The 26,006-nt window shown below is 68.6% G+C and carries 25 protein-coding genes; 14 read left to right on the top strand and 11 right to left on the bottom strand.

Annotation, left to right across the window (positions count from 1 at the left end):
- Positions 1-106: 106 nt before the first annotated feature.
- The 7 genes from kdpE to GQ57_RS11620 all read right to left on the bottom strand — a co-directional run bounded on the left by kdpE (position 107) and on the right by GQ57_RS11620 (position 9,708).
- Positions 107-805 carry a two-component system response regulator KdpE gene (gene kdpE / locus GQ57_RS11655; protein WP_031401942.1) on the bottom strand — a complete coding sequence of 233 codons (699 nt, stop codon included), beginning with the start codon at positions 803-805 and terminating at the stop codon, positions 107-109.
- Entirely contained in the window at positions 798-3,641 is a 2,844-nt protein-coding gene (locus tag GQ57_RS11650) for a DUF4118 domain-containing protein (protein ID WP_034197939.1), read from the bottom strand. The genes kdpE and GQ57_RS11650 overlap by 8 nt, the downstream gene beginning before the upstream one ends.
- A gap of 151 nt (positions 3,642-3,792) precedes the next feature.
- Positions 3,793-4,374 (bottom strand): potassium-transporting ATPase subunit KdpC, encoded by a 582-nt coding sequence (gene kdpC, locus GQ57_RS11645; RefSeq protein ID WP_031401944.1) that lies wholly within the window; start codon positions 4,372-4,374, stop codon positions 3,793-3,795.
- A 25-nt stretch (positions 4,375-4,399) separates the two neighbouring features.
- Positions 4,400-6,484: a potassium-transporting ATPase subunit KdpB gene (gene kdpB / locus GQ57_RS11640; protein WP_034197938.1), complete on the bottom strand. Its 2,085-nt coding sequence runs from the start codon at positions 6,482-6,484 to the stop codon at positions 4,400-4,402.
- Positions 6,485-6,538: 54 nt separating this feature from the next.
- Positions 6,539-8,344 carry a potassium-transporting ATPase subunit KdpA gene (kdpA, locus tag GQ57_RS11635; RefSeq protein WP_031402866.1) on the bottom strand — a complete coding sequence of 602 codons (1,806 nt, stop codon included), beginning with the start codon at positions 8,342-8,344 and terminating at the stop codon, positions 6,539-6,541.
- Positions 8,341-8,433 (bottom strand): K(+)-transporting ATPase subunit F, encoded by a 93-nt coding sequence (gene kdpF / locus GQ57_RS11630; RefSeq protein WP_006752209.1) that lies wholly within the window; start codon positions 8,431-8,433, stop codon positions 8,341-8,343. Before kdpF ends, kdpA begins: the two co-directional genes overlap by 4 nt.
- 300 nt (positions 8,434-8,733) lie before the next feature.
- Complete coding sequence (locus tag GQ57_RS11620) at positions 8,734-9,708, bottom strand: quinone oxidoreductase family protein (RefSeq protein ID WP_031402864.1); 975 nt, start codon at positions 9,706-9,708, stop codon at positions 8,734-8,736.
- Between the two features lie 464 nt (positions 9,709-10,172).
- Here GQ57_RS11620 and GQ57_RS11615 point away from each other — a divergent pair, with 464 nt between their 5' ends.
- Positions 10,173-10,568, top strand: coding sequence for a Rap1a/Tai family immunity protein (locus GQ57_RS11615; RefSeq protein ID WP_152603238.1), 396 nt, complete (start codon positions 10,173-10,175; stop codon positions 10,566-10,568).
- A gap of 253 nt (positions 10,569-10,821) precedes the next feature.
- Here the strand turns inward: GQ57_RS11615 and GQ57_RS11610 are convergent, their stop codons facing one another.
- Positions 10,822-11,214 (bottom strand): methylglyoxal synthase, encoded by a 393-nt coding sequence (locus GQ57_RS11610; RefSeq protein WP_031402862.1) that lies wholly within the window; start codon positions 11,212-11,214, stop codon positions 10,822-10,824.
- Between the two features lie 46 nt (positions 11,215-11,260).
- Positions 11,261-12,040: an SDR family oxidoreductase gene (locus GQ57_RS11605; RefSeq protein WP_031402861.1), complete on the bottom strand. Its 780-nt coding sequence runs from the start codon at positions 12,038-12,040 to the stop codon at positions 11,261-11,263.
- 204 nt (positions 12,041-12,244) lie between these two features.
- On the opposite strand from GQ57_RS11605, the gene upp reads away from it, so the two are divergent.
- From upp to GQ57_RS11540, 13 genes are all read left to right on the top strand, one after another.
- On the top strand, positions 12,245-12,895 hold the full coding sequence (upp, locus tag GQ57_RS11600; protein WP_011352740.1) for a uracil phosphoribosyltransferase: 651 nt from the start codon (positions 12,245-12,247) through the stop codon (positions 12,893-12,895).
- Between the two features lie 216 nt (positions 12,896-13,111).
- Positions 13,112-13,840 carry a YebC/PmpR family DNA-binding transcriptional regulator gene (locus tag GQ57_RS11595; RefSeq protein ID WP_031402860.1) on the top strand — a complete coding sequence of 243 codons (729 nt, stop codon included), beginning with the start codon at positions 13,112-13,114 and terminating at the stop codon, positions 13,838-13,840.
- Between the two features lie 104 nt (positions 13,841-13,944).
- A complete protein-coding gene (gene purD / locus GQ57_RS11590; RefSeq protein ID WP_031402859.1) occupies positions 13,945-15,222 on the top strand; it encodes a phosphoribosylamine--glycine ligase in 1,278 nt (425 codons plus the stop codon).
- 118 nt (positions 15,223-15,340) lie between these two features.
- Positions 15,341-16,264, top strand: coding sequence for an oxygen-dependent coproporphyrinogen oxidase (gene hemF / locus GQ57_RS11585; RefSeq protein WP_034197937.1), 924 nt, complete (start codon positions 15,341-15,343; stop codon positions 16,262-16,264).
- A gap of 14 nt (positions 16,265-16,278) precedes the next feature.
- Positions 16,279-17,004 carry a nicotinate-nucleotide adenylyltransferase gene (locus GQ57_RS11580; RefSeq protein ID WP_174923288.1) on the top strand — a complete coding sequence of 242 codons (726 nt, stop codon included), beginning with the start codon at positions 16,279-16,281 and terminating at the stop codon, positions 17,002-17,004.
- A 4-nt stretch (positions 17,005-17,008) separates the two neighbouring features.
- On the top strand, positions 17,009-17,461 hold the full coding sequence (rsfS, locus tag GQ57_RS11575) for a ribosome silencing factor (protein WP_031402856.1): 453 nt from the start codon (positions 17,009-17,011) through the stop codon (positions 17,459-17,461).
- A gap of 17 nt (positions 17,462-17,478) precedes the next feature.
- Positions 17,479-17,949: a 23S rRNA (pseudouridine(1915)-N(3))-methyltransferase RlmH gene (gene rlmH / locus GQ57_RS11570; RefSeq protein WP_006484265.1), complete on the top strand. Its 471-nt coding sequence runs from the start codon at positions 17,479-17,481 to the stop codon at positions 17,947-17,949.
- Between the two features lie 51 nt (positions 17,950-18,000).
- Positions 18,001-18,633: a Maf family protein gene (locus tag GQ57_RS11565; RefSeq protein ID WP_034197936.1), complete on the top strand. Its 633-nt coding sequence runs from the start codon at positions 18,001-18,003 to the stop codon at positions 18,631-18,633.
- A gap of 8 nt (positions 18,634-18,641) precedes the next feature.
- Entirely contained in the window at positions 18,642-20,111 is a 1,470-nt protein-coding gene (gene rng, locus GQ57_RS11560) for a ribonuclease G (RefSeq protein ID WP_031402853.1), read from the top strand.
- Positions 20,112-20,237: 126 nt separating this feature from the next.
- The gene (locus GQ57_RS11555; RefSeq protein ID WP_031402852.1) at positions 20,238-20,573 is read left to right on the top strand and encodes a YggL family protein; all 336 of its coding nucleotides are present in this window, start codon (positions 20,238-20,240) and stop codon (positions 20,571-20,573) included.
- A gap of 295 nt (positions 20,574-20,868) precedes the next feature.
- Complete coding sequence (locus GQ57_RS11550; RefSeq protein WP_031402851.1) at positions 20,869-21,831, top strand: PRC-barrel domain-containing protein; 963 nt, start codon at positions 20,869-20,871, stop codon at positions 21,829-21,831.
- Positions 21,828-23,096 (top strand): MFS transporter, encoded by a 1,269-nt coding sequence (locus tag GQ57_RS11545; RefSeq protein ID WP_031402850.1) that lies wholly within the window; start codon positions 21,828-21,830, stop codon positions 23,094-23,096. The genes GQ57_RS11550 and GQ57_RS11545 overlap by 4 nt, the downstream gene beginning before the upstream one ends.
- A 41-nt stretch (positions 23,097-23,137) precedes the next feature.
- Entirely contained in the window at positions 23,138-23,704 is a 567-nt protein-coding gene (locus GQ57_RS11540) for an FUSC family protein (protein ID WP_031402849.1), read from the top strand.
- A gap of 64 nt (positions 23,705-23,768) precedes the next feature.
- Here GQ57_RS11540 and GQ57_RS11535 read toward each other — a convergent pair whose 3' ends face one another.
- Positions 23,769-24,119, bottom strand: a complete 351-nt coding sequence (locus GQ57_RS11535; RefSeq protein WP_031402848.1) for an RcnB family protein — start codon at positions 24,117-24,119, stop codon at positions 23,769-23,771.
- A gap of 94 nt (positions 24,120-24,213) precedes the next feature.
- Positions 24,214-25,998 (bottom strand): lipid A export permease/ATP-binding protein MsbA, encoded by a 1,785-nt coding sequence (gene msbA, locus GQ57_RS11530; protein WP_031402847.1) that lies wholly within the window; start codon positions 25,996-25,998, stop codon positions 24,214-24,216.
- Positions 25,999-26,006 lie beyond the last annotated feature (8 nt).

Genomic DNA, 26,006 nt, shown 5'->3' with positions numbered 1-26,006 from the left:
GTTCCCGGAACGGTCAGGATAACGGGGAATGAGTGGCGAGTGTGCATCGTCCGCGTCGGCGGCGAGACTGTCGCGCCGGCGCAACCCCGCCGGCCGTCAAGGCCCGTCAGGCGGCGCCGACGAGCCGGTAGCCGACCCCCGTCTCGGTGACGATGTACTCGGGCTGCGCCGGGTCGAGCTCGAGCTTCTGGCGCAGGTGCGCCATGTAGATCCGCAGGTAATGGTGGCTCTCGACGTGCGACGGCCCCCACACGTCGCGCAGCAGTTGCCGGTGCGTGAGCACGCGCCCCGCGTGCCGCACGAGGGTGGCGAGCAGCCGGTATTCGAGCGGCGTCAGGTGCACGATCTCGTTGTCGCGCCACACCTGGCGCAGCGCGAGATCGACGACCACGGTGCCGAAGCTCACCTTGGGCGACTCGTTCGCGCCGCCCTGGTTGCGCCGGCGCAGTTGCGCGCGGATCCGCGCGCGCAGTTCGGACACGCCGAACGGCTTGGTCAGGTAATCGTCGGCGCCCGCGTCGAGCGCCGCGACCTTCTCTTCTTCCTGCGTGCGCGCGGACAGTACGATCACCGGGACCTCGGACCAGCCGCGCAGCTCGCGGATCACGTCGAGGCCGTCGGTATCGGGCAGGCCGAGGTCGACGATCACGAGATCGGGCTTGCGCGTCGCTGCGTCGATCAGCCCCTGCTTGCCCGTCTCGGCCTCGAACACGGCGATCTCCTCCTCTTCAAGCGCGGCGCGCACGAAACGTCGGATCTGCTTTTCGTCCTCGATCAGGACAACGGTCAGGCTGGGTTCACTCATGGTCTGGCAATGACTCGGATGGGGACGATGCGCCCGGCGCATCGGGTTCGTCGTCGGGCACGGCTGGCGCGGCCGGCGGCGTCTCGACCGGCAGCGTGAACCAGAAACGCGCGCCCGTCACGCGACCGTCGGGCGCGGTGCGGTTGAGCGCGCCGATTTTACCGCCGTGCGCCTCGACGATCGCACGGCAGATCGCGAGGCCGAGCCCGATGCCCGGCGTCGCCGATTCCTTCTCGCCGCGCGTGAACTTGTCGAAGATGCGCGTTTCCATCCCGGCCGGCAGGCCCGGGCCGAAATCGTCGACGTGCACGCGCACGAACGGCAGCCCGTCGTCGGTCACGCGCTCGGCACCGATGTCGAGCGGCGTGTCGGGCGGCGTGTACTTCGCCGCGTTCTCGAACAGGTTGCTGAAGAGGCGCTCCATCAGGACCGCGTCCATCTGCAGCAGCGGCAGGTCGGGCGGCAGCGCGACACGCGCGGGATGGCGCGCGAGCACGCGCTTGCATGCGGCCAGCGCGGCGCCGACGGCTTCCTCGAGCAGCGACCACTGGCGCTTGAGCTGCAGGCTGCCGGCCTGCAGCCGCGCCATGTCGAGCAGGTTCGTGACGATGCCCGTCATCCGCAGCGCCTCGTCGTGGATCGCGTCGATCAGCTCGCCCTCCCGCTGCGCGAACCGTTCGGCCGCCACGACGTCGCCGCCCTGGGCCGCCGCGCGCCCGTTCGCGAGCATCGACGAGAAGCCGACGATCGTCGTGAGCGGCGTGCGCAGGTCGTGCGAGATCGCCGACAGCAGCGAGTTGCGCAGCCGCTCGGATTCCATGTTGACGAGCGCGTCGCGCGCGATCTCGACGTAGTGCACGCGTTCGAGCGCGAGCGCGATCTGCGCGGCGAAGGCGTCGAGCATCCGCTGCTGCTCGGGCACCTCGAGTTCATGTGGCTCGCGCGACGCAACCGCGAGCACGCCGCGCGTGCGCATCGGCGCCTTCAGCGGCAGATACAGCGCGGCGGTGGCCGGCAGCGTATCGGTGCCGCGGCCGGCCGGCTTCTGCTGGTCGTACACCCACTGGCCGACGTCGCTGTCGAGATCGGCGCCCGTCAGCGTGACGGCCGCGTCGGGATCCTCGATCTTCTGTCGCACCTTGTCCGCGCTGTCGGGCAGCAGGAACGCGACGCGCGCGCGGAACACCTCGCCCACGTGGCGGCTGCCGATCTCGACGATCTGCTCGGTCGTCAGCGCCGCCCCGAGTTCGCGCGCCATCGCGTAGATCGCGCCGGTGCGGCGTTCGCGGCGCTGCGCGACGCTCGCCTGGCGCGTCAGCGTCGACGTCAGGTGGCTGATCACGAGCGACGTCAGCAGCATCCCGAAGAAGGTCAGCAGGTATTGCGTGTCGCTCACCGAAAACGACATGCGCGGCGGCACGAAGAAGTAGTCGAACGCGGCCACCGACAGGAACGACTGCAGCACGCCCGGGCCGCGCCCGAGCCGCACGGCGGAAAACACCACGCCGAGCAGGTACAGCATCACGAGGTTCGTGAGATCGAGGCGCTCGGACACGAGGCTCGCGACGACCGTGATCGCCGCGCAGATCGCGGCCGCGTACACGTAGTGCCGCGGCGGCGAACGGTGCGTGCCGAACTGCGCGAACGCGTCGCGCCAGTCGCGCGCCCGCGCGTCGAGCGGTGCGGCGCGCGCCTCGTCGCTCGCGGACGCGCGGATCAGCATCAGGTCGACGTCGCCCGCGCGTTCGGCGAGCTGCTCGCCGAACGGCCGCACGAAGCGGCGCGCAAGCCCGACTTTCGGCGAGCCGCCCGCGACGACCTTCGACACGTTGCGCACCTTCGCATAGCCGATCAGCGCGGCGACCGCGTCGGCGCCGGCGAGCGTGGCCGTCTCCGCGCCGAGCTCGGCCGCGAGCTTCAGCGCGTCGAGCGTGCGCTGCCGCCGCGCGTCGGGCAGCCGCTGCAGGCGCGGCGTCTCCACATAAACGGCGATCCAGTCGGCCTTCAGGCTCGCGGCGAGCCGCGCGGCGGCACGCACCAGCGTCGGCGCCTCGGGGCCGGGACCGACGCACACCAGCAGCCGCTCGCGCGCCTGCCAGATGCGCTGGATCGAACGGTCGGCGCGATACTCGCGCATCTGCGCGTCGACGCGGTCGGCGGTACGGCGCAGCGCCAGCTCGCGCAATGCGATCAGGTTGCCCTTGCGAAAGAAGTTGCGCACCGCGCGCTCGGCCTGCTGCGCGAGATAGACCTTGCCGTCGCGCATCCGCTCGAGCAGTTCCTCGGCCGGCAGGTCGACGAGCGTGACTTCGTCGGCCGCGTCGAACACGCGGTCGGGCACGGTCTCCCACACGCGGATGCCGGTGATCGCGCCGACCACGTCGTTCAGGCTCTCGAGGTGCTGGACGTTGACGGTCGTGTACACGTCGATGCCCGCGTCGAGCAGTTCGTAGACGTCCTGCCAGCGCTTCAGGTGCCGTGCGCCCTGCACGTTCGAATGCGCGAGTTCGTCGACGAGGATCAGTTGCGGCTGGCGCGCGAGCGCGCCGTCGAGATCGAATTCGGCGAGCGTGCGGCCGCGATAGTCGATGCGGGCGAGCGGCAGCACGTCGAGGCCGTCGAGCAGCGCGGCGGTTTCGCCGCGGCCGTGGGTCTCGACGATGCCGACGACGACGTCGACGCCTTCCTGCATGCGCTGGCGCGCGGCCTGCAGCATCGCGTAGGTCTTGCCGACGCCGGCCGATGCGCCGAAGAAGATCTTGAGCTGGCCGCGTCGCTGTTTTTCTTCATCGCGCTGCAGCTTGTCGAGGAGTTGGTCTGGATCGGGACGGTTCATGCGTCAGAAAGGCGAGGCGCCCGGATGCGCGCGAATACGAGCATTGTTGTTCCAAATCGCCGCAAAAGGCAAAGACGGCGCAAGCGCCGTCGGGAAAAAACGCGTCCGGCGCGGCTCGGGCCGCGCCGGACGCCGGTTCTCGCGTGCCCGATCAGTGCGCGGCCTGCGCGGCGTCGAGCGCGAGGTTCAGCTTCAGCACGTTCACGCGCGGCTCGCCGAGCACGCCGAACTGGCGCCCCGTCGTGTTCGCGGCGACGAGCTGCGCAACCGCGTCGGGCGCCAGGTTGCGCGCCTTCGCGACGCGCTCGACCTGGTACGCGGCGGCGGCCGGCGTGATCTCCGGATCGAGGCCGCTCGCCGACGCCGTCACGAGGTCGACCGGCACGGGCTTCGACATGTCGGTGCCCGCGTCGTGCAGCGCGGCGATGCGCCCCTTCACCTGGTCGGCCAGCGACGGGTTCAGCGGGCCGAGGTTCGAGCCGCCGGAGCCGGTCGCGTTGTACGGCATCGGCGTCGTGGCGGACAGCCGGCCCCAGAAGTACTTCGGTGCATCGAACTGCTGGCCGATCAGCGCGGAGCCGACCGCCTTGCCGTCCTTCTCGATCAGGCTGCCGTTCGCCTGCGACGGGAACACGGCCTGGCCGAACACGGTCATCACGGCCGGGTAGGCGAGTCCCGTCACCGCGGTCAGCACGACAAAGATCACGACGAGCGGACGAATCAACGTTTTCATGATGGTTCCTTCAAATACGGCGGGCTCAGGCCCAGCCGAGTGCAGCGAGCGTCATGTCGATCAGCTTGATGAACGGGAACGGCAGCAGCACGCCGCCGAGGCCGTACACCAGCAGGTTGCGGCGCAGCAGCGACGCCGCGCCGAGCGGCCGGTACGTGACGCCCTTCAGCGCCAGCGGGATCAGCGCGACGATGATCAACGCGTTGAAGATCACCGCCGACAGGATCGCGGACGCCGGCGACGTCAGGTGCATGATGTCGAGCACGCGCAGCTGCGGGTACGTCGTCACGAATGCGGCCGGGATGATCGCGAAGTACTTCGCGATGTCGTTCGCGATCGAGAAGGTCGTCAGCGAGCCGCGCGTCATCAGCATCTGCTTGCCGATCTCGACGATCTCGATCAGCTTCGTCGGGTTCGAGTCGAGGTCGACCATGTTCCCCGCTTCCTTCGCCGCCTGCGTGCCGGTGTTCATCGCCACCGCCACGTCGGCCTGCGCGAGCGCCGGCGCATCGTTCGTACCGTCGCCCGTCATCGCGACGAGGCGGCCTGCCGCCTGATGCTCGCGGATCGTCGCGAGCTTGGTTTCCGGCGTCGCTTCCGCGAGGAAGTCGTCGACACCCGCTTCCGCCGCGATCGCCGCGGCCGTCAGCCGGTTGTCGCCCGTCACCATCACGGTCTTGATGCCCATCTTGCGCAGTTCCGCGAAGCGCTCCTTGATGCCGCCCTTCACGATGTCCTTCAGCTCGATCACGCCGAGCACGCGCGCCGCGCCGTCATGCAGGTCGGCCACGACGAGCGGCGTGCTGCCGCGGCGCGCGACCTCGTCGACCGCGCGGCGCACTTCCTCGGGGAAACGGCTGCCGTGCGCCTCGACGTAGCCGCGGATCGCGTCGGCCGCGCCCTTGCGGATCTCGCGGCCGGGGAGATCGACGCCGCTCATCCGCGTCTGCGCGGAAAAGCCGATGAACGTCGCATGCAGCTGCGCCATGTCGCGCTGGCGAATGTTGAAGCGCTCCTTCGCGAGCACGACGATGCTGCGGCCTTCCGGCGTTTCGTCGGCGAGCGACGACAGCTGCGCGGCATCGGCCAGCGCTTCCTCGGCCACGCCCGGCGCCGGCACGAACGTCGATGCCTGGCGGTTGCCGAGCGTGATCGTGCCGGTCTTGTCGAGCAGCAGCACGTCGACGTCGCCGGCCGCTTCCACCGCGCGCCCCGACGTCGCGATCACGTTCGCCTGCATCATCCGGCTCATGCCGGCCACGCCGATCGCGGACAGCAGGCCGCCGATCGTCGTCGGGATCAGGCACACGAGCAGCGCGACCAGTGCGGTGATCGTCACCACGTGGCCGGCCTTCATCGCTTCGACCGAGAACATCGAGAACGGCAGCAGCGTCGCGGTCGCGAGCAGCATCACGATCGTCAGCGCCACCAGCAGGATCGTCAGCGCGATCTCGTTCGGGGTCTTCTTGCGCTTCGCGCCTTCGACCATCGCGATCATCCGGTCGAGGAACGCCTCGCCGGGGTTCGCGGTGACCTTGACGACGATCCAGTCGGACAGCACGCGCGTGCCGCCCGTCACCGACGAGAAATCGCCGCCCGATTCGCGGATCACCGGCGCGGATTCGCCGGTGATCGCCGACTCGTCGACGGACGCGACGCCGTCGACCACCTCGCCGTCGGCGGGGATCACGTCGCCGGCCTCGACGAGCACGACGTCGCCCTTGCGGAGCTCGGTCGCGTTCGTGATGCGGATCGGCGACTTCGGATGCGGCTCGTTGAGCTTCTTCGCCGTCACGTCCTTCTTCGCGCTGCGCAGCGATGCGGCCTGCGCCTTCGAGCGCCCTTCCGCGAGCGCTTCGGCGAAGTTCGCGAACAGCACCGTGAACCACAGCCACAGCGCGATCGCGAGGATGAAGCCCGACGGCGCCTCGGCCTGGCCGGAAAGCGCCGCGATCCACAGGATCGTCGTCAGGATGCTGCCGACGTACACGCAGAACATCACCGGGTTGCGGAACTGCGTGCGCGGCGTGAGTTTCTTGAACGAATCCACGATCGCCGGGCGCAGCAGCGCCGGGTCGAACATGGACCGTGTTGCGGAATGTTGAGTCATTGCGATCTCTTCAATCTCTTCAGTCTTTTCAATGTGTCGCCGTGCGGACGCGCATCACGCGCCCAGCCACATCATCAGGTGCTCGACGCCCGGGCCGAGCGCAAGCGCCGGCACGTAGGTCAGCGCGCCCACCAGCAGCACGGTGCCGAGCAGCAGCACGACGAACAGCGGACCATGCGTCGGCAGCGTGCCGCTCGTCACCGCGATGCGCTTCTTCGCGGCCAGCGAGCCGGCGATCGCCAGCACCGGCACGATCGTGCCGAAGCGGCCGAACCACATCGCGATCGCGGTCATCCAGTTGTAGAACGGCGTACCGACCGTCAGGCCCGCGAACGCGCTGCCGTTGTTGTTGGCGGCCGAGCTGAACGCGTACAGGATTTCCGAGAAGCCGTGCGGGCCCGGGTTCGCGATGCCGGCCTTGCCCGCATCGGCGAGCACGGCGATCGACGTACCGACCAGCACGAGCAGCGGCGTGAGCAGCACGACGATCGACACCATCTTCATCTCGTACGATTCGATCTTCTTGCCGACGTATTCCGGCGTGCGCCCGATCATCAGGCCGGCGACGAACACCGCGAGCAGCGCGAACACGAGCATCCCGTACAGGCCGGAACCGACCCCGCCGAAAATCACCTCGCCCAGCTGCATCAGCAGCATCGGCACGAGGCCGCCGAGCGGCGTCAGCGAATCGTGCATCGTGTCGACCGCCCCGCACGACGCGGCCGTGGTCGCGACCGTGAAGATGCCGGTCTGCGCGATGCCGAAGCGCGTTTCCTTGCCTTCCATGTTGCCGCCCGGCTGCAGCGCGCTCGCCGACTGGTCGACGTGCAGCGCGGCGAGCGTCGGGTTGCCGCCCTGCTCGGCGTTCACCTCGACGCCGATCGCGATCACGAACGCGACCGTCATCGCCGCCAGCACCGCGATACCCTGCCGGCGATCGCCGATCACGCGGCCGAACACCAGGCACAGTGCGGCCGGGATGATCAGGATCGCGAAGATTTGGATGAAGTTCGCGAACGGCGTCGGGTTCTCGTACGGGTGTGCGGAGTTCGCATTGAAGAAGCCGCCGCCATTGGTGCCGAGCATCTTGATCGCTTCCTGCGACGCGACCGGGCCCATTGCGAGCGTCTGCTTCGTCAACGGCGTCGACACCGTGACCGGATTACCCTTGTCGTCCTTCACCGGGTTGCCCTGCGCGTCGAGCTTCGGCGCCGCGTACGTGCTCGCCTGCAGCACCGGCACGTCCTCGTAGGCCTTCATGTTCTGGATCACGCCCTGGCTCATCAGCAGCCCGGCGATCAGCACCGACATCGGCACGAGCACGTACATCGTCACCCGCGTGAGGTCGACCCAGAAGTTGCCGATGGTGGCTGCCGTGTGGCGCGCGAAACCGCGGATCAGCGCGATCACGACGACGATGCCGGTTGCCGCCGACAGGAAGTTCTGCACGGTCAGGCCGAGCATCTGCGTCAGGTAGCTGACGGTCTGCTCCGGCGTGTAGTCCTGCCAGTTCGTATTGGTGACGAAGCTCACGGCGGTGTTGAACGCACCGTCGACCGTCATCGCGCCGAACTGCTGCGGATTGCCGGGCAGGAAGCCCTGCAGGCGCAGCAGGCCGTAGAGGAACAGCGCGCCAAGCGCGTTGAACGCGATCGTCGCGATCGCATACTGCTTCCAGTTCATCTCGCTGCCGGCGTCGACGCCGGCGATGCGGTACAGCGCGCGCTCGAGCGGCCCGAACACGCGCACGACGCGCGAGCTGCCGTCCATCACCGCCGACAGGTAGCGCGCGACCGGCACGGCCGCCGCCAGCAGCACGACGATGAAGAGCGCCGTCTGCAAGAGATTGTTCGCGTTCATTCGATGTCCTCCGCGCGCAGCAGCGCAAACACGAGATACGCGAACAGCAGGGCCGTCGATGCGCCCGCCAGCCAAAGCATCCAGGTCATGCTCGCCCCCCGCGACCGTATTGCACGAGCTTCTCGCAACCGGCAACCAAACCGAGGATCAGCGCGGTGAAAAGCACCAGTGCGCCGATGAAAACCCCATCCATTTTGTGTTCTCCGTCATCGAAATCAGACGACTAGAACCTTATGGGAACGCACGTAAAGGACGGGTCAAAGGTATCGGGGCCGGTGTAAAAAACGCGTAAACGCGCAGACGGGCGCAACCGGGAGGCGGGACGGACGGCGCCTCGGCGCCGCCCGCGGGGACGCGTGCCGGCGGGGTGCCGGCACGGCGGGGACGGGTCAGGGAACGAGGATCGTCGAGCCGGTGGTGTTGCGCGACTCGAGATCGGCATGCGCGCGGCCGACTTCCGCGAGCGGGTAGCGCTGGTTGATGCTGGTCTTCACCTTGCCCGACAGGATCGCGTCGAACAGCTCGGCGGCCGCGGATTCGAGATCCGCGCGCTTCGCGATGTACGAGAACAGCGTCGGACGCGTGAAGAACAGCGAGCCGCGCGACGAGAATTCCTTCGAGTCGATCGGCGGCAGCGGGCCCGACGCGTTGCCGAAGCTGACGAAGTAGCCGAGCGGCGCGAGGCTGTCGAGCGAGCCGACATAGGTGTCCTTGCCGATCGAATCGTAGACGACCGGCACGCCCGCGCCGTTCGTGATGTCCTTCACGCGCTGCGTGAAGTTCTCGCGCGTATAGACGATCGGGTGATCGCAGCCGTGCGCCTTCGCAAGTTCGGCCTTCGCGTCGGAGCCGACCGTGCCGATCACGGTCGCGCCGAGCGCCTTCGCCCACTGGCACACGAGCAGGCCGACGCCGCCGGCCGCCGCGTGGATCAGGATCGTGTCGCCGGCCTTCACCGGGTAGGTACGGCGCAGCAGGTAGTGGGCGGTCAGGCCCTGCAGCATCACCGACGCCGCGTCGTCGTAGCCGATGCCGTCCGGCAACTTCACGAGCTTCGCGGCCGGCATCACGCGCTCCTGCGCGTAGGCGCCCGGCGGCTGCCCGACGTACGCGACGCGGTCGCCCGCCTTGAACGCGGTCACGCCTTCGCCGACGGCCGTCACCTCGCCCGCCGCCTCCATCCCGAGGCCGCCGGGCAGCGGCTGCGGATAGAGGCCCGTACGAAAATACACGTCGATGTAGTTGAGCCCGACCGCATGCTGCCGGATGCGGACTTCGCCCGCGCCCGGCTCGCCGACCTCGACATCGACCCACTTCATCACGTCCGGGCCGCCCGGCTGGTCGTATCGGATTGCTTTCGGCATCGTTTCGCTCCTCGTCTGTCAATCGGTCAGGAAAAATCCGGATCGCCGATGGGCGGGCCGGCCGATTCTTGCGGGAACCGGGCGGCGGGCGCGCATCGCGACGCACGATTCTCGCGCAACGCGCGGCGTCGCGCAGCGCGCCGCCGCAAACCCTTTGCCGACGCAGGGGTATCGCGACGCCGACCGGGCCTGCGGCCCGCTCGATGCCCGTCAGGCCGGCATTGCCCGCGCAAACCGCGCCAGCAACACTTCGCCACGTTCCAATCATGCGCTGCGCACCGGACGGCACCCCGCCCGGTCGGGGACAGCGGAGCCTGACGGTCCCGCGAATCAGCGGCGAGCATCCCTGCACGCCACGCAACCCCCGCGCAACTTCTTCACACCGGGCGCCGACGTCGGCGACTCCGGCCGGGATCGGTTCGCCGAAACACGCCGCCACCTTGCCGATTTCCGAGACGGGAGCCATGCCAGGTTTGCGCTTCCGTCGAATTTGCGAGCGTCACCCCGTGGGCGTCCTTTCCCTCCGGCACATGTTTGTTTTCGTGTCGTTGTCGGCGAGTGCCGCGGTCGCAAGCGCGACCAAGGTGCCGCGCGTCGACGGCGTCCGGCTGCTCGACGGCATGAGCCGCACCGATATCACGCCATACGCCGACGCCGAGCGCCACGCCGCGACCGGGTATCTGGCTGGCGTGGCCGACGCCACAGCCGGCAAGGACTGGTGCGGCAACGCGCGCATCAAGCCGGGAGAAGTCGGTTTGGACGTACTCGACACGCTCCGCAAGCTGCCGCGAGAAGCGCTGAAGGCCAGCGCGACGAGCCTCGTCGTCGGCATCCTTCGGCACAAGTATCCGTGTCGCTGATCGGCGGAGATCCGGGTTGAAGCCGCCCTTTTTCCTGCTACTCAGTCACTATCCGGGCAACAGGATGACGGCGCACGGGCCGCCAGCGGTTCGGATGGCTATTGGGAGGCATCCGAGGTGTGGTTCTGGCCGCTACGGTGACGATCCGCACCCGATCTGCCGTCGTTCGCGGCCCCCGTTCGCGCCCCTTCGTCACGGCAGCGTCAGCGCCCAAGGTCGCCCTCGACCTGACGCCGCCGTCCCGGCCGCCCGGCTAGCAGACGTCCTGCATGTTGCGCGCCAGATCGTCGAGCAGCATCCGCGCGGTTGCGACGTTGGTCGCAACCGGCACGTCGTGCACGTCGCACGCGCGCACGAGCGCGGTGATGTCCGGATCGTGCGGTTGCGCGGTCATCGGATCGCGCAGGAACACGACGATGTCGACGCGGCCGTCGGCCAGTTCCGCACCGATCTGCAAATCGCCGCCGAGCGGCCCCGACAGCTTGCGCTCGACCTCGAGCCCGTGCGCGGCCGCAATGCGGCCGCCCGTCGTGCCGGTCGCGACCAGGCGGCATTGCGCGAGCGTCGCGCGGTATTCGCCCGCGAGCGCGACGATCTCGTTCTTCTTCGCGTCGTGCGCAATCAAGGCGATGCGGGGTTTGCTCATCTCCGGATCCTTCGTTGTCGGTGGTGGTCGTGAATGGCGGTGCGCGTCAGAACGTGCCCGGATACGCGCCGCCGTCGAGCAGCCAGTTCTGCCCGGTGATGTAGCCGGCATGCACGCTGCACAGGAACGCACATGCCGCGCCGAATTCCGCGCGCGTGCCGAGACGGCCGGCCGGGATCTCCCGGGTGCGCCGCGCGCGCATCTCGTCGACCGTGACGCCCTGCGCCTTCGCCGACGCGGTGAGCGTCGTCGCGATCCGGTCGGTGTCGAACAGCCCCGGCAGCAGGTTGTTGATCGTCACGCCCTGCCCGGCAACCTTGCGCGACAGCCCCGCGACGAAACCGGTCAGCCCCGAGCGCGCGCCGTTCGACAGCGCGAGCACGTCGATCGGCGCCTTCACGGCCGAGCTGGTGATGTTGACGACCCGGCCGAAGCCGCGCGCGATCATCCCGTCGAGGGTCGCGCGGATCAGTTCGATCGGCGTCAGCATGTTCGACTCGAGCGCGCGGATCCAGTCGTCGTGCGAGAAGTCGCGGAAATCGCCGGGCGGCGGGCCGCCGGCATTCGTCACGAGAATGTCCGGCTGCGGGCACGCGGCGAGCGCGGCCGCACGCCCGTGCGGCGTCGTAATGTCGCAGGCGACCGCCGTGACGGACACGTTCGCGCCGGCACGGATCTCCTCCGCGGTTTCCTCCAGCGTGTCGCGCGTGCGCGCGACGATCACGAGGTTCACGCCCTCGGCGGCCAGCGCTTCCGCGCAGCCGCGACCGAGCCCCTTGCTTGCCGCGCACACGAGCGCGGTCTTTCCTGCGATGCCGAGATCCATCGTCGATTCCTTGGTGGCGACGCGCGCCGGCGCGGCGCCGTTGCGCCGCCGGACGGGCGAACGGGCGCGCGCGGCGCGCGGATTGTCGTGAGACGTCGATAATATCCGGATCGCGCGGCGCGCCTTGGTAAAATTGCGGCCATAAGCGGCGGCCGGCCCGGGCGCGCCGCCCCGATCACCTTTTGCCGCCAAGGCACCCCCGTCATGAAACAGGACAGCCGTTTCCCCAATCTCTTCATCACCGATCACCCGCTGATCCAGCACAAGCTCACGCACATGCGCGACAAGGACACGTCGACGCGCACGTTCCGCGAGCTGCTGCGCGAGATCACGCTGCTGATGGGCTACGAGATCACCCGCAACCTGCCGATCACGACCAAGCGGGTCGAAACCCCGCTGGTCGAGGTCGACGCGCCGGTGATCGCGGGCAAGAAACTGGCGATCGTGCCAGTGCTGCGCGCAGGCATCGGGATGTCGGACGGCCTGCTCGACCTGGTTCCGTCCGCGCGCGTCGGCCATATCGGCGTGTACCGCGCCGACGACCACCGCCCGGTCGAGTACCTGGTGCGCCTGCCGGATCTGGAAGACCGCATCTTCATCCTGTGCGACCCGATGGTCGCGACCGGCTATTCGGCCGTCCATGCGGTCGACGTGCTCAAGCGCCGCAACGTGCCGGCCGCGAACATCATGTTCGTCGCCCTCGTCGCCGCGCCCGAGGGCGTGCAGGTGTTCCAGGACGCCCACCCGGACGTGAAACTGTTCGTCGCGTCGCTCGACTCGCACCTGAACGAGCACGCATACATCGTGCCGGGCCTCGGCGACGCGGGCGACCGCCTGTTCGGCACCAAGAACTGAGTTCCGGCGCGCCCGCGCGGCGCGCGGCCCGGCCCGGCGGCGGCCCACCCGGCCGTTCGGCCATGCGCGGCGGCCCCGAAACGACGGTCGCCGCGTGATAAAATCCCGATCCACTCGACACGCGGCCCCGCGGCTTCATGCCCGCCGACACGGCCGCCGATTCAACGACACATTGGCACAATCGCCCGCGCTGCGCGCCCGGGCACGGAGAAAGGTATGGCTGGTCATTCGAAATGGGCCAACATCAAGCATAAGAAGGCAGCGGCCGACGCGAAGCGCGGCAAGATCTGGACCCGCCTGATCAAGGAAATCCAGGTCGCGGCACGCCTCGGCGGCGGCGACGTCAACTCGAACCCGCGCCTGCGTCTCGCGGTCGACAAGGCGGCCGACGCGAACATGCCGAAGGACAACGTCAAGCGTGCGATCGATCGCGGCGTCGGCGGCGCGGACGGCGCGAACTACGAGGAAATCCGGTACGAAGGCTACGGCATCAGCGGCGCGGCGATCATCGTCGACACGCTGACCGACAACCGCACCCGCACGGTCGCGGAAGTCCGCCATGCGTTCTCGAAGTTCGGCGGCAACATGGGCACCGACGGCTCGGTTGCCTTCATGTTCGATCACGTCGGCCAGTTCCTGTTCGCCCCGGGCACGTCGGAAGACGCGCTGATGGAAGCCGCGCTCGAAGCCGGCGCGAACGACGTGAACACGAACGACGACGGCTCGATCGAGGTGCTGTGCGACTGGCAGGCCTTCTCGGCAGTGAAGGACGCGCTCGAAACCGCCGGCTTCAAGGCCGAGCTCGCCGAAGTGACGATGAAGCCGCAGAACGAAGTCGAGTTCACCGGCGACGACGCGGCGAAGATGCAGAAGCTCCTGGACGCGCTCGAGAACCTCGACGACGTGCAGGACGTGTATACGAACGCCGTCATCGTCGAGGAATGAGATGCCGGCCGCCGTGCGCCCGTTGCGGCGGCGGCCCGATCGAATCCGCGGCCGGCGCGCCTGAGCGTGCCGGCCGCCCTGTTTTCTAGTCTGCGGGGAATCCCATGAAACTACTCGTCGTCGGTTCCGGCGGCCGCGAACATGCGCTGGCGTGGAAGCTCGCGCAGTCGCCGCGCGTCCAGATGGTCTACGTCGCGCCCGGCAATGGCGGCACGGCGCAGGACGAGCGTCTGAAGAACGTCGACATCACGGCGCTCGACGAACTCGCCGATTTCGCGGAACGCGAAGGCGTTGCGTTCACGCTCGTCGGGCCGGAAGCGCCGCTCGCGGCCGGCATCGTCAACCTGTTTCGCGCACGCGGCCTGAAGGTCTTCGGCCCGACCCGCGAAGCCGCGCAGCTCGAAAGCTCGAAGGATTTCGCGAAGGCGTTCATGAAGCGCCACGGCATCCCGACCGCCGAGTACGAAACCTTCTCCGACGTGGCCGCCGCGCATGCGTACATCGACGCGAAGGGTGCGCCGATCGTCGTGAAGGCCGACGGCCTCGCGGCCGGCAAGGGCGTCGTCGTCGCGATGACGCTGGAAGAGGCGCACGCAGCCGTCGACATGATGCTGTCGGGCAACAAGCTCGGCGATGCGGGCGCACGCGTCGTGATCGAGGAATTCCTCGACGGCGAGGAAGCCAGCTTCATCGTGATGGTCGACGGCAAGCATGCGCTGGCGCTGGCTTCGAGCCAGGATCACAAGCGCCTGCTCGACGAGGACCGCGGCCCGAACACGGGCGGCATGGGCGCATATTCGCCCGCGCCGATCGTCACGCCGCAGATGCACGCGCGCGTGATGCGCGAGATCATCATGCCGACCGTGCGCGGGATGGAGAAGGACGGCATCCGCTTCACGGGCTTCCTGTATGCGGGCCTGATGATCGACAAGGAAGGCCATCCGCGCACGCTGGAGTTCAACTGCCGGATGGGCGACCCGGAAACGCAGCCGATCATGGCGCGCCTGAAGAGCGATTTCTCGAAGGTCGTCGAGCACGCGATCGCGGGCACGCTCGATACGGTCGAGCTCGACTGGGACCGTCGCACCGCGCTGGGCGTCGTGCTGGCCGCACACGGCTATCCGGACGCGCCGCGCAAGGGCGACCGCATCAACGGCATCCCGGCCGAGACCGAACAGACGGTCACGTTCCACGCGGGCACGACGCTCGACGGCGACAAGCTGACGACGTCCGGCGGCCGCGTCCTGTGCGTGGTCGGCCTCGCCGATTCGGTGCGCGAAGCGCAGCAGCATGCCTACGACACGATCAACCAGATCAACTTCGAAGGCATGCAGTACCGCCGCGACATCGGTTTCCGCGCGCTCAACCGCAAGAACGCGTGACGCGGGTCCGGGCGCCTGGCCCGACCCAGGCGCCGCCTCCTCTGCCGGGGTTCGATAGAATGCCCGGCAGATGCTTTTTTTACGGCCCCCGCTTCGGGCGGGGGCAGCCAGTTCAGACATGACCGATTCGACCTACGACGTGACGCGCGTGCGCACGTACCTCCAGGGCCTGCAGACACGTATCGCCGACGCGCTCGGCGCGCTCGACGGCACGCCGCTCGCGACCGACGCCTGGCAGCGCGGGCCGGCCGAACGCCTGCGCGGCGGCGGCTGCACGCGCATCCTCGAAGGTGGGCGCGTGTTCGAGCGCGCGGGAATCGGTTTTTCCGATGTCGCGGGCGACGCGCTGCCGCCGTCGGCGAGCGCGGCGCGCCCGCAGCTCGCGGGCCGCGGCTTCGAGGCGCTCGGCGTGTCGCTGGTGCTGCACCCGCGCAATCCGTACTGCCCGACCGTCCACATGAACGTGCGGATGCTGATCGCGACGAAGCCGGGCGAAGATCCCGTGTTCTGGTTCGGCGGCGGCATGGATCTGACACCGGTTTACGGTTTCGAGGACGACGCGCGGCATTTCCACCAGACCTGCAAGGATGCGCTCGACCCGTTCGGCGCCGAGCTGTACCCGCGCTTCAAGACGTGGTGCGACGAGTATTTCTTCCTGAAACACCGCAACGAGACGCGCGGCATCGGCGGGATCTTCTTCGACGATTACGCCGAGCCCGGTTTCGAACGCTCGTTTGACATGATGCAACGGGTCGGCGATGCGTTCCTGCAGGCCTACCTGCCGATCGTCGAACGCCGCGCCGACATGCCGTACGGCGAGCGCGAACGCGAGTTCCAGGCGTATCGGCGCGGCCGCTACGTCGAATTCAACCTCGTGTTCGACCGCGGCACGCTGTTCGGCCTCCAGAGCGGCGGCCGGACCGAGTCGATCCTGATGTCGATGCCGCCGGTCGCGAACTGGCGCTACAACTGGCAGCCCGAGCCGGGTTCGCCCGAAGCGCGCCTGACCAGCGACTTCCTCGTGCCGCGCGACTGGGTGTGAGCCCGCGCGCCCCGCTGCCCCAACGAAAGGACGCGTCTCTGGACACCATCGCCCGCCCCGCCCCGCTGCCGCGTCGTATCGGCCTGCTGGGCGGCACTTTCGACCCGATCCACGACGGCCACCTGGCGCTCGCGCGCCGGTTCGCCGAACTGCTCGACCTGACCGAGCTCGTGTTGCTGCCCGCCGGGCAGCCGTACCAGAAGCGCGACGTGTCGGCCGCCGAGCATCGGCTCGCGATGACGCGCGCCGCCGCCGGCTCGCTGTCCTTGCCGGGCACGGCCGTGACCGTCGCGACCGACGAGATCGAGCACGCCGGCCCGACCTACACGGTCGAGACGCTCGCGCGCTGGCGCGAGCGGATCGGCCCCGACGCGTCGCTGTCGCTGCTGATCGGCGCCGACCAGCTCGTGCGCCTCGACACGTGGCGCGACTGGCGCGGGCTGTTCGACCATGCGCACGTCTGCGTGTCGACGCGCCCGGGCTTCGAGCTCGGCGCGGCGCCGCCGGACGTCGCACGGGAAATCGCCGTGCGGCAGGCGGGCGCCGACGTGCTGAAAGCCGTGCCGGCCGGCCGCCTGCTGATCGACACGACGCTCGCCTTCGACATCGCCGCGACCGACATCCGCGCGCACCTGCGCGAATGCATCGCGCGCCATGCGCAAATGCCCGACGCATCGGCCGAGCATGTGCCGGCCGCCGTATGGGCCTATATTCTTCAACATCGTCTCTACCATTCCTGAATCCATGGATATCCGCAAACTGCAGCGCGTGATCGTCGACGCCCTCGAAGACGTCAAGGCGCAAGACATCAAGGTGTTCAACACCAGCCACCTGACCGAACTGTTCGACCGCGTGGTCGTCGCGTCGGGCACCTCCAATCGCCAGACCAAGGCCCTCGCGTCGAACGTACGCGACAAGGTCAAGGAGGCTGGGGGCGACATCGTCAGCTCCGAAGGCGAGGACACCGGCGAATGGGTGCTGGTCGACTGCGGCGACGCGGTCGTGCACATCCTGCAACCGGCGCTGCGCCAGTACTACAACCTCGAGGAAATCTGGGGCGACAAGCCCGTGCGGATGAAGCTCGGCGGCGGCAAGGGCCCGAACGGCTTTGCGACGGCCAGCGAAGACGACGAGGACGAGGAAGAAGAAGCCGCACCGGCGCGCCCGGCACGCAAGACGGCCGCCCGTCGCCGCTGAGTCGCCCGTCTGTCCCGATGAAGCTTTTCATCCTCGCCGTCGGCCACAAGATGCCGGGCTGGATCGCGTCCGGCTTCGACGAATACACGAAGCGGATGCCGCCCGAACTGCGCATCGAGTTGCGCGAGATCAAGCCCGAACTGCGTTCGGGCGGCCGCAGCGCCGAGAGCGTGATGGCGGCCGAGCGGCAGAAGATCGAGGCCGCGCTGCCGAAAGGCGCGCGCCTCGTCGCGCTCGACGAGCGCGGCCGCGACTGGACCACGATGCAGCTCGCGCAGGCGCTGCCCGGCTGGCAGCAGGACGGCCGCGACGTCGCGTTCGTGATCGGCGGCGCCGACGGGCTCGATCCGGAACTGAAAGCGCGCGCCGACGTGCTGCTGCGCATCTCCAGCATGACGCTGCCGCACGGGATGGTGCGCGTGCTGCTCGCCGAACAGCTTTACCGGGCGTGGAGCATCACGCAGAATCACCCCTACCACCGCGCATGACGCGTCGTCCTCGCGACGCGCGCCGCGCGCGCCCACCGAGATAACGACACCATGCCGTCCAGCACGCCCACCGCGCTTTTTCCGACCCTTTATCTCGCCTCGCAAAGCCCGCGCCGCCAGGAGCTGCTGCAGCAGATCGGCGTGAGTTTCGAGCTGCTGCTGCCGCGGCCCGACGAAGACGCCGAGGCGCTCGAAGCCGAGCTGCCCGGCGAGGCCGCCGATGCCTACGTGCGACGCGTGACCGTCGCGAAGGCCGCGGCCGCGCGGGCGCGGCTTGTCGCGAGCGGCAAGCCGGCCGCGCCGGTGCTGGTCGCCGATACGACCGTCACGATCGACGGCGCGATCCTCGGCAAGCCGGCCGACGCCGACGACGCGCTCGCGATGCTGACCCGTCTCGCGGGCCGCGAACATGCGGTACTGACCGCCGTCGCCGTGATCGACGCCAGCGGCGAACTGCTGCCGCCCGCGCTGTCGCGCTCGTCGGTGCGCTTCGCGGTCGCGTCGCACGACGCATACGCGCGCTACGTCGCAACCGGCGAGCCGTTCGGCAAGGCCGGCGCGTACGCGATCCAGGGGCGCGCGGCCGAATTCGTCGAGCGAATCGACGGTTCCCATTCAGGTATCATGGGTCTGCCCCTTTTTGAGACTGCGGCGCTGCTGCGCACCGCGCGCGTCGCCTTCTGAACCCCACCATGAACGAAGAAATCCTGATCAACCTCACGCCGCAGGAAACGCGGGTCGCACTCGTCCAGCAAGGCTCGGTGCAGGAGCTTCACGTCGAGCGCACGCTGTCGCGCGGGCGGGTCGGCAACATCTATCTCGGCAAGGTCGTGCGCGTGCTGCCCGGCATGCAGTCGGCGTTCATCGACATCGGCCTCGAGCGCGCGGCCTTCCTGCACGTCGCCGACATCTGGCAACCGCGCGTCGCGGGCGAACCGCAGTCGAGCGCGCCGCACCAGCCGATCGAGAAGACCGTGTTCGAAGGCCAGACGCTGATGGTGCAGGTGATCAAGGATCCGATCGGCACGAAGGGCGCGCGGCTGTCGACTCAAGTCAGCATCGCGGGCCGCACGCTCGTCTACCTGCCGCAGGAGCCGCACATCGGCATCTCGCAGAAGATCGAGAGCGAAGCCGAGCGCGAGGCCGTGCGCGCGCGCCTGACCGCCGTGATTCCGCCGGACGAGAAAGGCGGCTACATCGTGCGCACGATCGCCGAGGATGCGACGTCCGACGAGCTGGCCGGCGACGTGACCTACCTGCGCAAGACGTGGGCGACGATCGTCGCGCAGGCGCAGCGGCTGCCGGCAACGAGCCTGCTGTACCAGGATCTCGATCTCGCGCAGCGTGTGCTGCGCGATTTCGCGAACGACGACACGACGCGCATCCAGGTCGACTCGCGCGAAACCTACCAGCGCCTCGCGGAATTCGCGGCCGAGTTCACGCCGGCCGTGAGCCCGAAGCTGCACCACTACACGGGCGAGCGGCCGCTGTTCGACCTGTACAACATCGAGACGGAAATCCAGCGCGCGCTGTCGCGCCGGGTCGACCTGAAGTCGGGCGGCTACCTGATGATCGACCAGACCGAGGCGATGACGACGATCGACGTGAACACGGGCGGCTACGTCGGCGCGCGCAACTTCGACGACACGATCTTCAAGACCAACCTCGAGGCCGCGCACACGATCGCGCGGCAGCTGCGGCTGCGCAACCTCGGCGGGATCATCATCATCGACTTCATCGACATGGAGAACGCCGAGCATCGCGACGCGGTGCTGTCCGAGCTGAAGAAGGCGCTGTCGCGCGACCGTACGCGCGTGACGGTCAACGGCTTCTCGCAGCTCGGGCTCGTCGAGATGACGCGCAAGCGCACCCGCGAATCGCTCGCGCACGTGCTGTGCGAACCGTGCCCGACCTGCCAGGGCAAGGGCCAGGTGAAGACGTCGCGCACCGTGTGCTATGACATCCTGCGCGAGATCCTGCGTGAATCGCGGCAGTTCAACCCGCGCGAATTCCGCGTGATCGCCGCGCAACAGGTGATCGACCTGTTCCTCGACGAGGAATCGCAGCACCTCGCGATGCTGATCGATTTCATCGGCAAGCCGGTGTCGCTGCAGGTCGAGTCGAACCTGAGCCAGGAGCAGTACGATATCGTGCTGATGTAACGTTCCGCCTTTTCGCCGCCGGCGTCGCCGCGCGGCGCTTCGATGCGGCGCCCGGGCCGCCCGCGCATGCCGCGCCGGCCCCCGCCGCCGCCTTTTCATCCACCCTTTTCGTATTCACGACACACCATGAGCCAAGGCCACAACCGCCGCCAGCGCAAGAAACTCCACATCGGCGAATTCCAGGAACTCGCATTCAACGCCACCGCGCACTATCGCAACGAATTGTCCGACCTCGAACGCGGCCAGTTGATCGACGCGTTCATCGACTTCGTCGAAGCGAACGGGCTGCTGACCGTCGCATCGGCGGACGAAGGCATCGGCGCATACGTGATTTCCGGCGCGCCGCGCGGCACGACGACCGATGCCGATCGCGAACGCGTGCGCGGCTGGCTGGCCGCCCGGCCGGAACTGACCGACGTCAAGGTCAGCGAATTCACCGATGCGTGGTACCCGGACGCCTGACGTTCCGGTTTTCCCTGCTTCATGCAGCACCCGCGCCTGCCCGCCATGACGGCGGCGGGCCGGAGCCGGCGTGCACCGCCCGTCTTCCGCCTCCCGTCGCCCTCGCCTGACAGCGACGCGACCACCCCCGCCGATCCCTACCTTTTCCCGACGGTCAGCCTCCGGCAAGCCATCGAAATCGGCCGTGAAAGCAAGACACGTTAAAATCTCTCCTCGCGTGGTGCGCCGCCCGCACCCGCCATCCATCGCCAGCCGCGTGCCCTCGGGCCGCCCCCGACCCATGGAGTGAGTGTCAATGAGCGGCGGACTTCCGTTTCCCGCATCCCGCAAGTCGTTTCCGTCGTCGACGGCCGTCCTGATTCTCTCCGCCGCCGCGCTGCTGTCCGGTTGCGGGCTGCTGCCGGTCCAGAATCCGCCCGCACCGATCAGCGAGGCGCTCGTCGAGCCCGTCAAGGAAACCGCCGGCGAACCGCTGACGATGCCGCCCATGCCGGCGCCGACACACCCGGAGGAACCGGAAGCGCCGAAGAAGCCGCATCGCGAAGTCACGCGGCCGAAGCCCGTGCAGCGCCCCGAATCGCCCACACCGCCGCCGCCTCCGCCCGCGCCGCTCGTCGCGACGCGCCCGCTCGACCGGACCCAGATCCATGCGCTGCTCGACAGCGAAGTCGCGCGCCGCAACGGCAGGGTGATCGGCCGCGCGGTCGACATGGTGACCGACGCGAGCGGCAAGCCGCGCGAGATGGTCGTCAACCTGCAGGGCTTCATGGGCGTCGGCGACCGCAAGGTCATCTTCCCGTGGAACGTGTTCCGCTTCACGCCGGGCGGCAAGCAGGAGCCGATCGTGCTCGACATGCCGTCGGGCGACCTGCCGCCGGCCGCGCGGCCCAAGGCCGTGCCGCTGTCGGGTTCGGCCGCGGCCTCGCCCGCGACGCGGCTGTCGATGCTCGACAGCGACGTCGAGCGCCCGAACGGCACGAAGATCGGCCGCGTCGTCGACGTGCTGATCGACCGCGCGTCGCAGCCGCAGGCCGTCGTGCTCGACCTCGGCGGGCTCGTCAATACCGACCGCCGTTCGATCGCCGCGAGCTGGGGCGCGCTGCGTTTCGTCACGCGCGACAAGGCGCTGCACCCGCAGCTCGACCTGAACGACGCACAGATCAAGGCGTCGCCGCCCTACGCGGCCGACAAGCCGATCGTCGCGGTCTACCCGCCCGTTGCCCCGGCACCGGCTTCGTCTGCGAGTGCGACCCGATGACGATCAAGCATTCCGTCAGCGTTCGCAGTCTGCGGTCCCTCGACTGGCTCAACTTCTTCGTTGCAAACGTTCAAACCGGGTTCGGTCCGTTCATCGCGTCCTACCTCGCGTCGCACAAGTGGACCCAGGGCGAGATCGGCATGGTGCTGTCGATCGGCACGATCAGCGCAATGGTCAGCCAGGTGCCGGGCGGCGCGGCTGTCGATGCGCTGAAGAACAAGAAGGGCGCGGCCGCGTGGGCGATCGCGGCCATCATCCTGTCCGCGGTATTGCTCGCGTCGAGCCCGACCATCGTGCCGGTGATCGCCGCCGAGGTGTTCCACGGCTTCGCGAGCTGCATGCTCGTGCCGGCGATGGCCGCGATCTCGTTCTCGCTCGTCGGCCGCGCCGACCTCGGCGACCGGCTCGGCCGCAACGCCCGCTGGGCGTCGATCGGCAGCGCGGTCGCGGCGGGCCTGATGGGGCTGACCGGCGAATACTTCTCCGCGCGCGCGGTGTTCTGGCTGACCGCCGTGCTGGCGCTGCCCGCGCTGGTCGCGCTCGCGATGATCCAGCCGACGCACGAGGTGATCCCGCAGTCGTCGAAGCCGGACGAGCGCGGCGAGCACGACGAAGCGGGCGAGCGCGAAACGCTGCTCGAACTGCTGCGCGACCGCCGGATGCTGATCTTCGCGGCGTGCGTCGTGCTGTTCCACCTGTCGAACGCGGCGATGCTGAACCTCGCGGCCGGCGAGGTCACGGCCGGGATGGGCGAGAACGTGCAGCTCGTGATCGCCGCGTGCATCATCGTGCCGCAGGCGATCGTCGCGATGCTGTCGCCGTGGGTCGGCCGCTCCGCGCAGCGCTGGGGGCGCCGGCCGATCCTGCTGCTCGGCTTCTCCGCACTGCCGGTGCGCGCGCTGCTGTTCGCCGGCGTGAGCAGCCCGTACCTGCTCGTGCCCGTGCAGATGCTCGACGGCATCAGCGCGGCCGTGTTCGGCGTGATGCTGCCGCTGATCGCGGCCGACGTCGCGGGCGGCAAGGGCCGCTACAACCTGTGCATCGGGCTGTTCGGGCTCGCGGCCGGCATCGGCGCGACGCTGAGCACCGCCGCGGCGGGCTATGTCGCCGATCACTTCGGTAATGCGGTCAGCTTCTTCGGGCTCGCGGGCGCGGGCGCGCTCGCGGTGCTGCTGGTCTGGCTCGTGATGCCCGAAACGCGCGTCGGGAACGGCGACGCGACCGCCGGCGAAGCGGCCGCCGCCTCGCCCGAACAGGCGCACTGAGGCCGGTACGCCGCCGTTACCCGTTTATTGGCCAACGCATGATGGATACGATCAGGACACTCAACGAAGCCCGCCAGCAGATCCAGCAGTCGATCTTCGATCTGTTCAAGGGGCTGTCATTCAGCGAACGGCTCGCGCAAGGCGGGCTGATGGCGCTCCAGGCCGTGTGCGGCGCATGCCTCGCGTACGCGATCGGGCGCGCGCTGCACACCGAGCAGGCCGTGTGGGCCGCGATCACCGCGATCGCCGTCACGCAGCACAACTATTCGGACACGATGTCGCTGTCGCGCGACCAGTTCATCGGCGCGATGGTCGGCGGCGTGCTGGGCTTCGCCGGCGCGGCGCTCGGCGGCGATCGCCTCGTCGCGTACGCGATCACCGTCGCGGTCGTGATCGTCTGCTGCTGGTGTCTGAACGTGGGCAGTGCGGCACGGCTCGGCGGCGTGACCGCGACGATCGTGCTGCTGTTTCCGGGCAACGGCCCGCTGTGGGACATTCCGCTGATGCGGCTCGGCGAGGTGACGCTCGGCACCGTGTGCGCGCTGGGCGTGTGCTGGGTGATGTCGGGAATCGAGCGTCGCTGGTTCCGCCGCGCAGCGGCGAAGTGACGCAGTGGTTCGATCGCCCGGCCCGCATCGCCGCGTGGCGATACGGGTGGGGCGACCGGCAAGGTCAGTCGCCGATCCGCAGCACGATGCCGGAACCGATCTGCACCAGCAGGTGATCGCCGCCGATGCCGACCCATTGATAGCCGCGCGGCGGCGGGCTCAGGTGATAGCCGCGCCAGTCGTCGATCACGTACTGGCGATCGCGGAACTCGGGCGGCAGCCGGTCGCCCCGGTGCCACTCGCGACGCGGCTGGTCGGCCCAGCGCGGCGGCACGTCCGGCTCGTGGCGCATCTGGCCGCGGCCGTGCTGCATGCCCTGGTCGTAGTGGTTGTCATGATCCTGCGCCATCGCGGCCGGTGCGGCGAAACCCGCCGCGACCAGGGCGGCCAGCATCATCCCGTGCATCTTCTTCATCGTGCCTTCCCTCCGTGTTGTCACGTCGAACGAAACCACTCGGACTACCCGGCGAAGACTAGCACACGGCATCCCGCAACCGCGTGACCGCGCATTACGCCGTCTGCTGCTGGTACTGGATCCGGTGCAGGTGTGCGTACAGACCGCCGTGGCGCAGCAGTTCTTCGTGGCTGCCCTCCTCGGCGATCTTGCCGGCCTCGAGCACGAGAATGCGGTCCGCACGCTCGATCGTCGACAGCCGGTGCGCGATCACGAGCGTCGTGCGGCCTTCCATCAGCCGCTCGAGTGCCGCCTGCACGTGCCGCTCCGATTCCGAATCGAGCGCCGAGGTCGCCTCGTCGAGAATCAGGATCGGCGCGTCCTTGTAGATCGCGCGCGCGATCGCGAGCCGCTGGCGCTGGCCGCCGGACAGCCGCATCCCGTTGCCACCGACGAGCGTATCGAGCCCGTCGGGCATCGCGGCAACCGCATCGGCGAGGTTCGCGGCCTCGAGCGCGGCCTGCACGCGCGCGCGGTCGGGCGTCTGCCCGTACGCGACGTTGGCGGCAATCGTGTCGTTGAACAGCACGACATCCTGACTCACCATCGCCATCTGGCTGCGCAGCGCATGAATGTCGTAGTCGGCGATCGGCACGCCGTCGACCAGGACGGAACCGTCGGTCGGATCAAAAAAGCGCGGCAGCAGGTTCACGAGCGTCGTCTTGCCGCTGCCGGACGGCCCCGCCAGCGCAACCATCTCGCCCGGCGCGACCTTGAACGAGATCCGGTCGAGCGTCGGCCGCTCCGCCGCGCCGTAATCGAACGTCACGCCGCGGAACTCGATCTCGCCGCGCGCGTGCGCGAGCGGCCGGCCGCCGCCCTGCGGCTCGGCCGGCTCGTCGATCAGCCCGAAGATCAGCTCGGCGGCGGTCACCGCGCGCTGCAGCGGCTGGTTCACGTCGATCAGATGCTTGAGCGGCGAAATGATCAGCAGCATCGACGTGACGAACGCGACGAAGCCGCCCACCGTGGTTTGATCGTGCTTCGATTGCACGACAGCGATCGTGATCACGATCGCGAGCGCGATCGACGCAAGGAACTGTGTCAGGGGTTGTGCAAGGCCGCCGGCCACTGACAGCCGCATTGCATAGCCGCGCAGCCGTTTGGCCATTTCGCTGAAACGCGAGATTTCGTACGGCTCGCCGTTATACACCTTAACCACCTTATAGCCGGCCACCGCCTCCTCGACGACATACGACAGGTCGTTGGTCAGCATCTGCTGATCGCGGCCGAGCCGGCGCAGACGACGATTGATCTTGCTGACGAGCCAGCCGATGCCCGGAAGGATCACCGCGATGATCAGCGTCAGGCGCCAGTTCAGATAGAACAGGTAGCCGAGCAGAAATATCACGGTCAACGAATCGCGCACCAGCGTGACCATCACGCTCACCAGCACGCTGAGGATCTGATTGACCTCAAACACGATCGCGTTGATCACCGTGCTCGCGGTTTCGCGCTGAAAAAACGATGCGCCGGTGTTGACCATGCGCGCAAACATGTCGAGACGCATCTGCAGCAGGATCCGGTTCGACACGTACGACAGCAGATACTGTGACATGTACTGCGCGGCGCCGCGTGCGAACGCGAGGCCAATCACGGCGATCGGCACGAACCACATGGCCTGGCGGCTGCCGTTGCTGCCGAAGCCATGATCGAGGAGCGGCTTGAGGAGTGCCGGAATGCCTGCGTCTGTCGCCGAACTGACCGCCATCGCCAGCACGCCGAGCAGCAGCACGCCGGCCAGCGGGCGAACGTAGGCCCACAGCCGCTTGCCGACCGCGGTGGTTTGTGTGTCCCCATCGCCGACTGGCTTTCTGAGGCCGGATTGGTGCTTGCTCAAGACGATCC

It is taken from the genome of Burkholderia sp. MSh2 (assembly GCF_000731655.1).
Classification (GTDB): Bacteria; Pseudomonadota; Gammaproteobacteria; order Burkholderiales; family Burkholderiaceae; genus Burkholderia; species Burkholderia paludis.
Note: the sequence above shows the minus strand (reverse complement) of the source record. Positions and strands in the feature narration are given on the sequence as shown.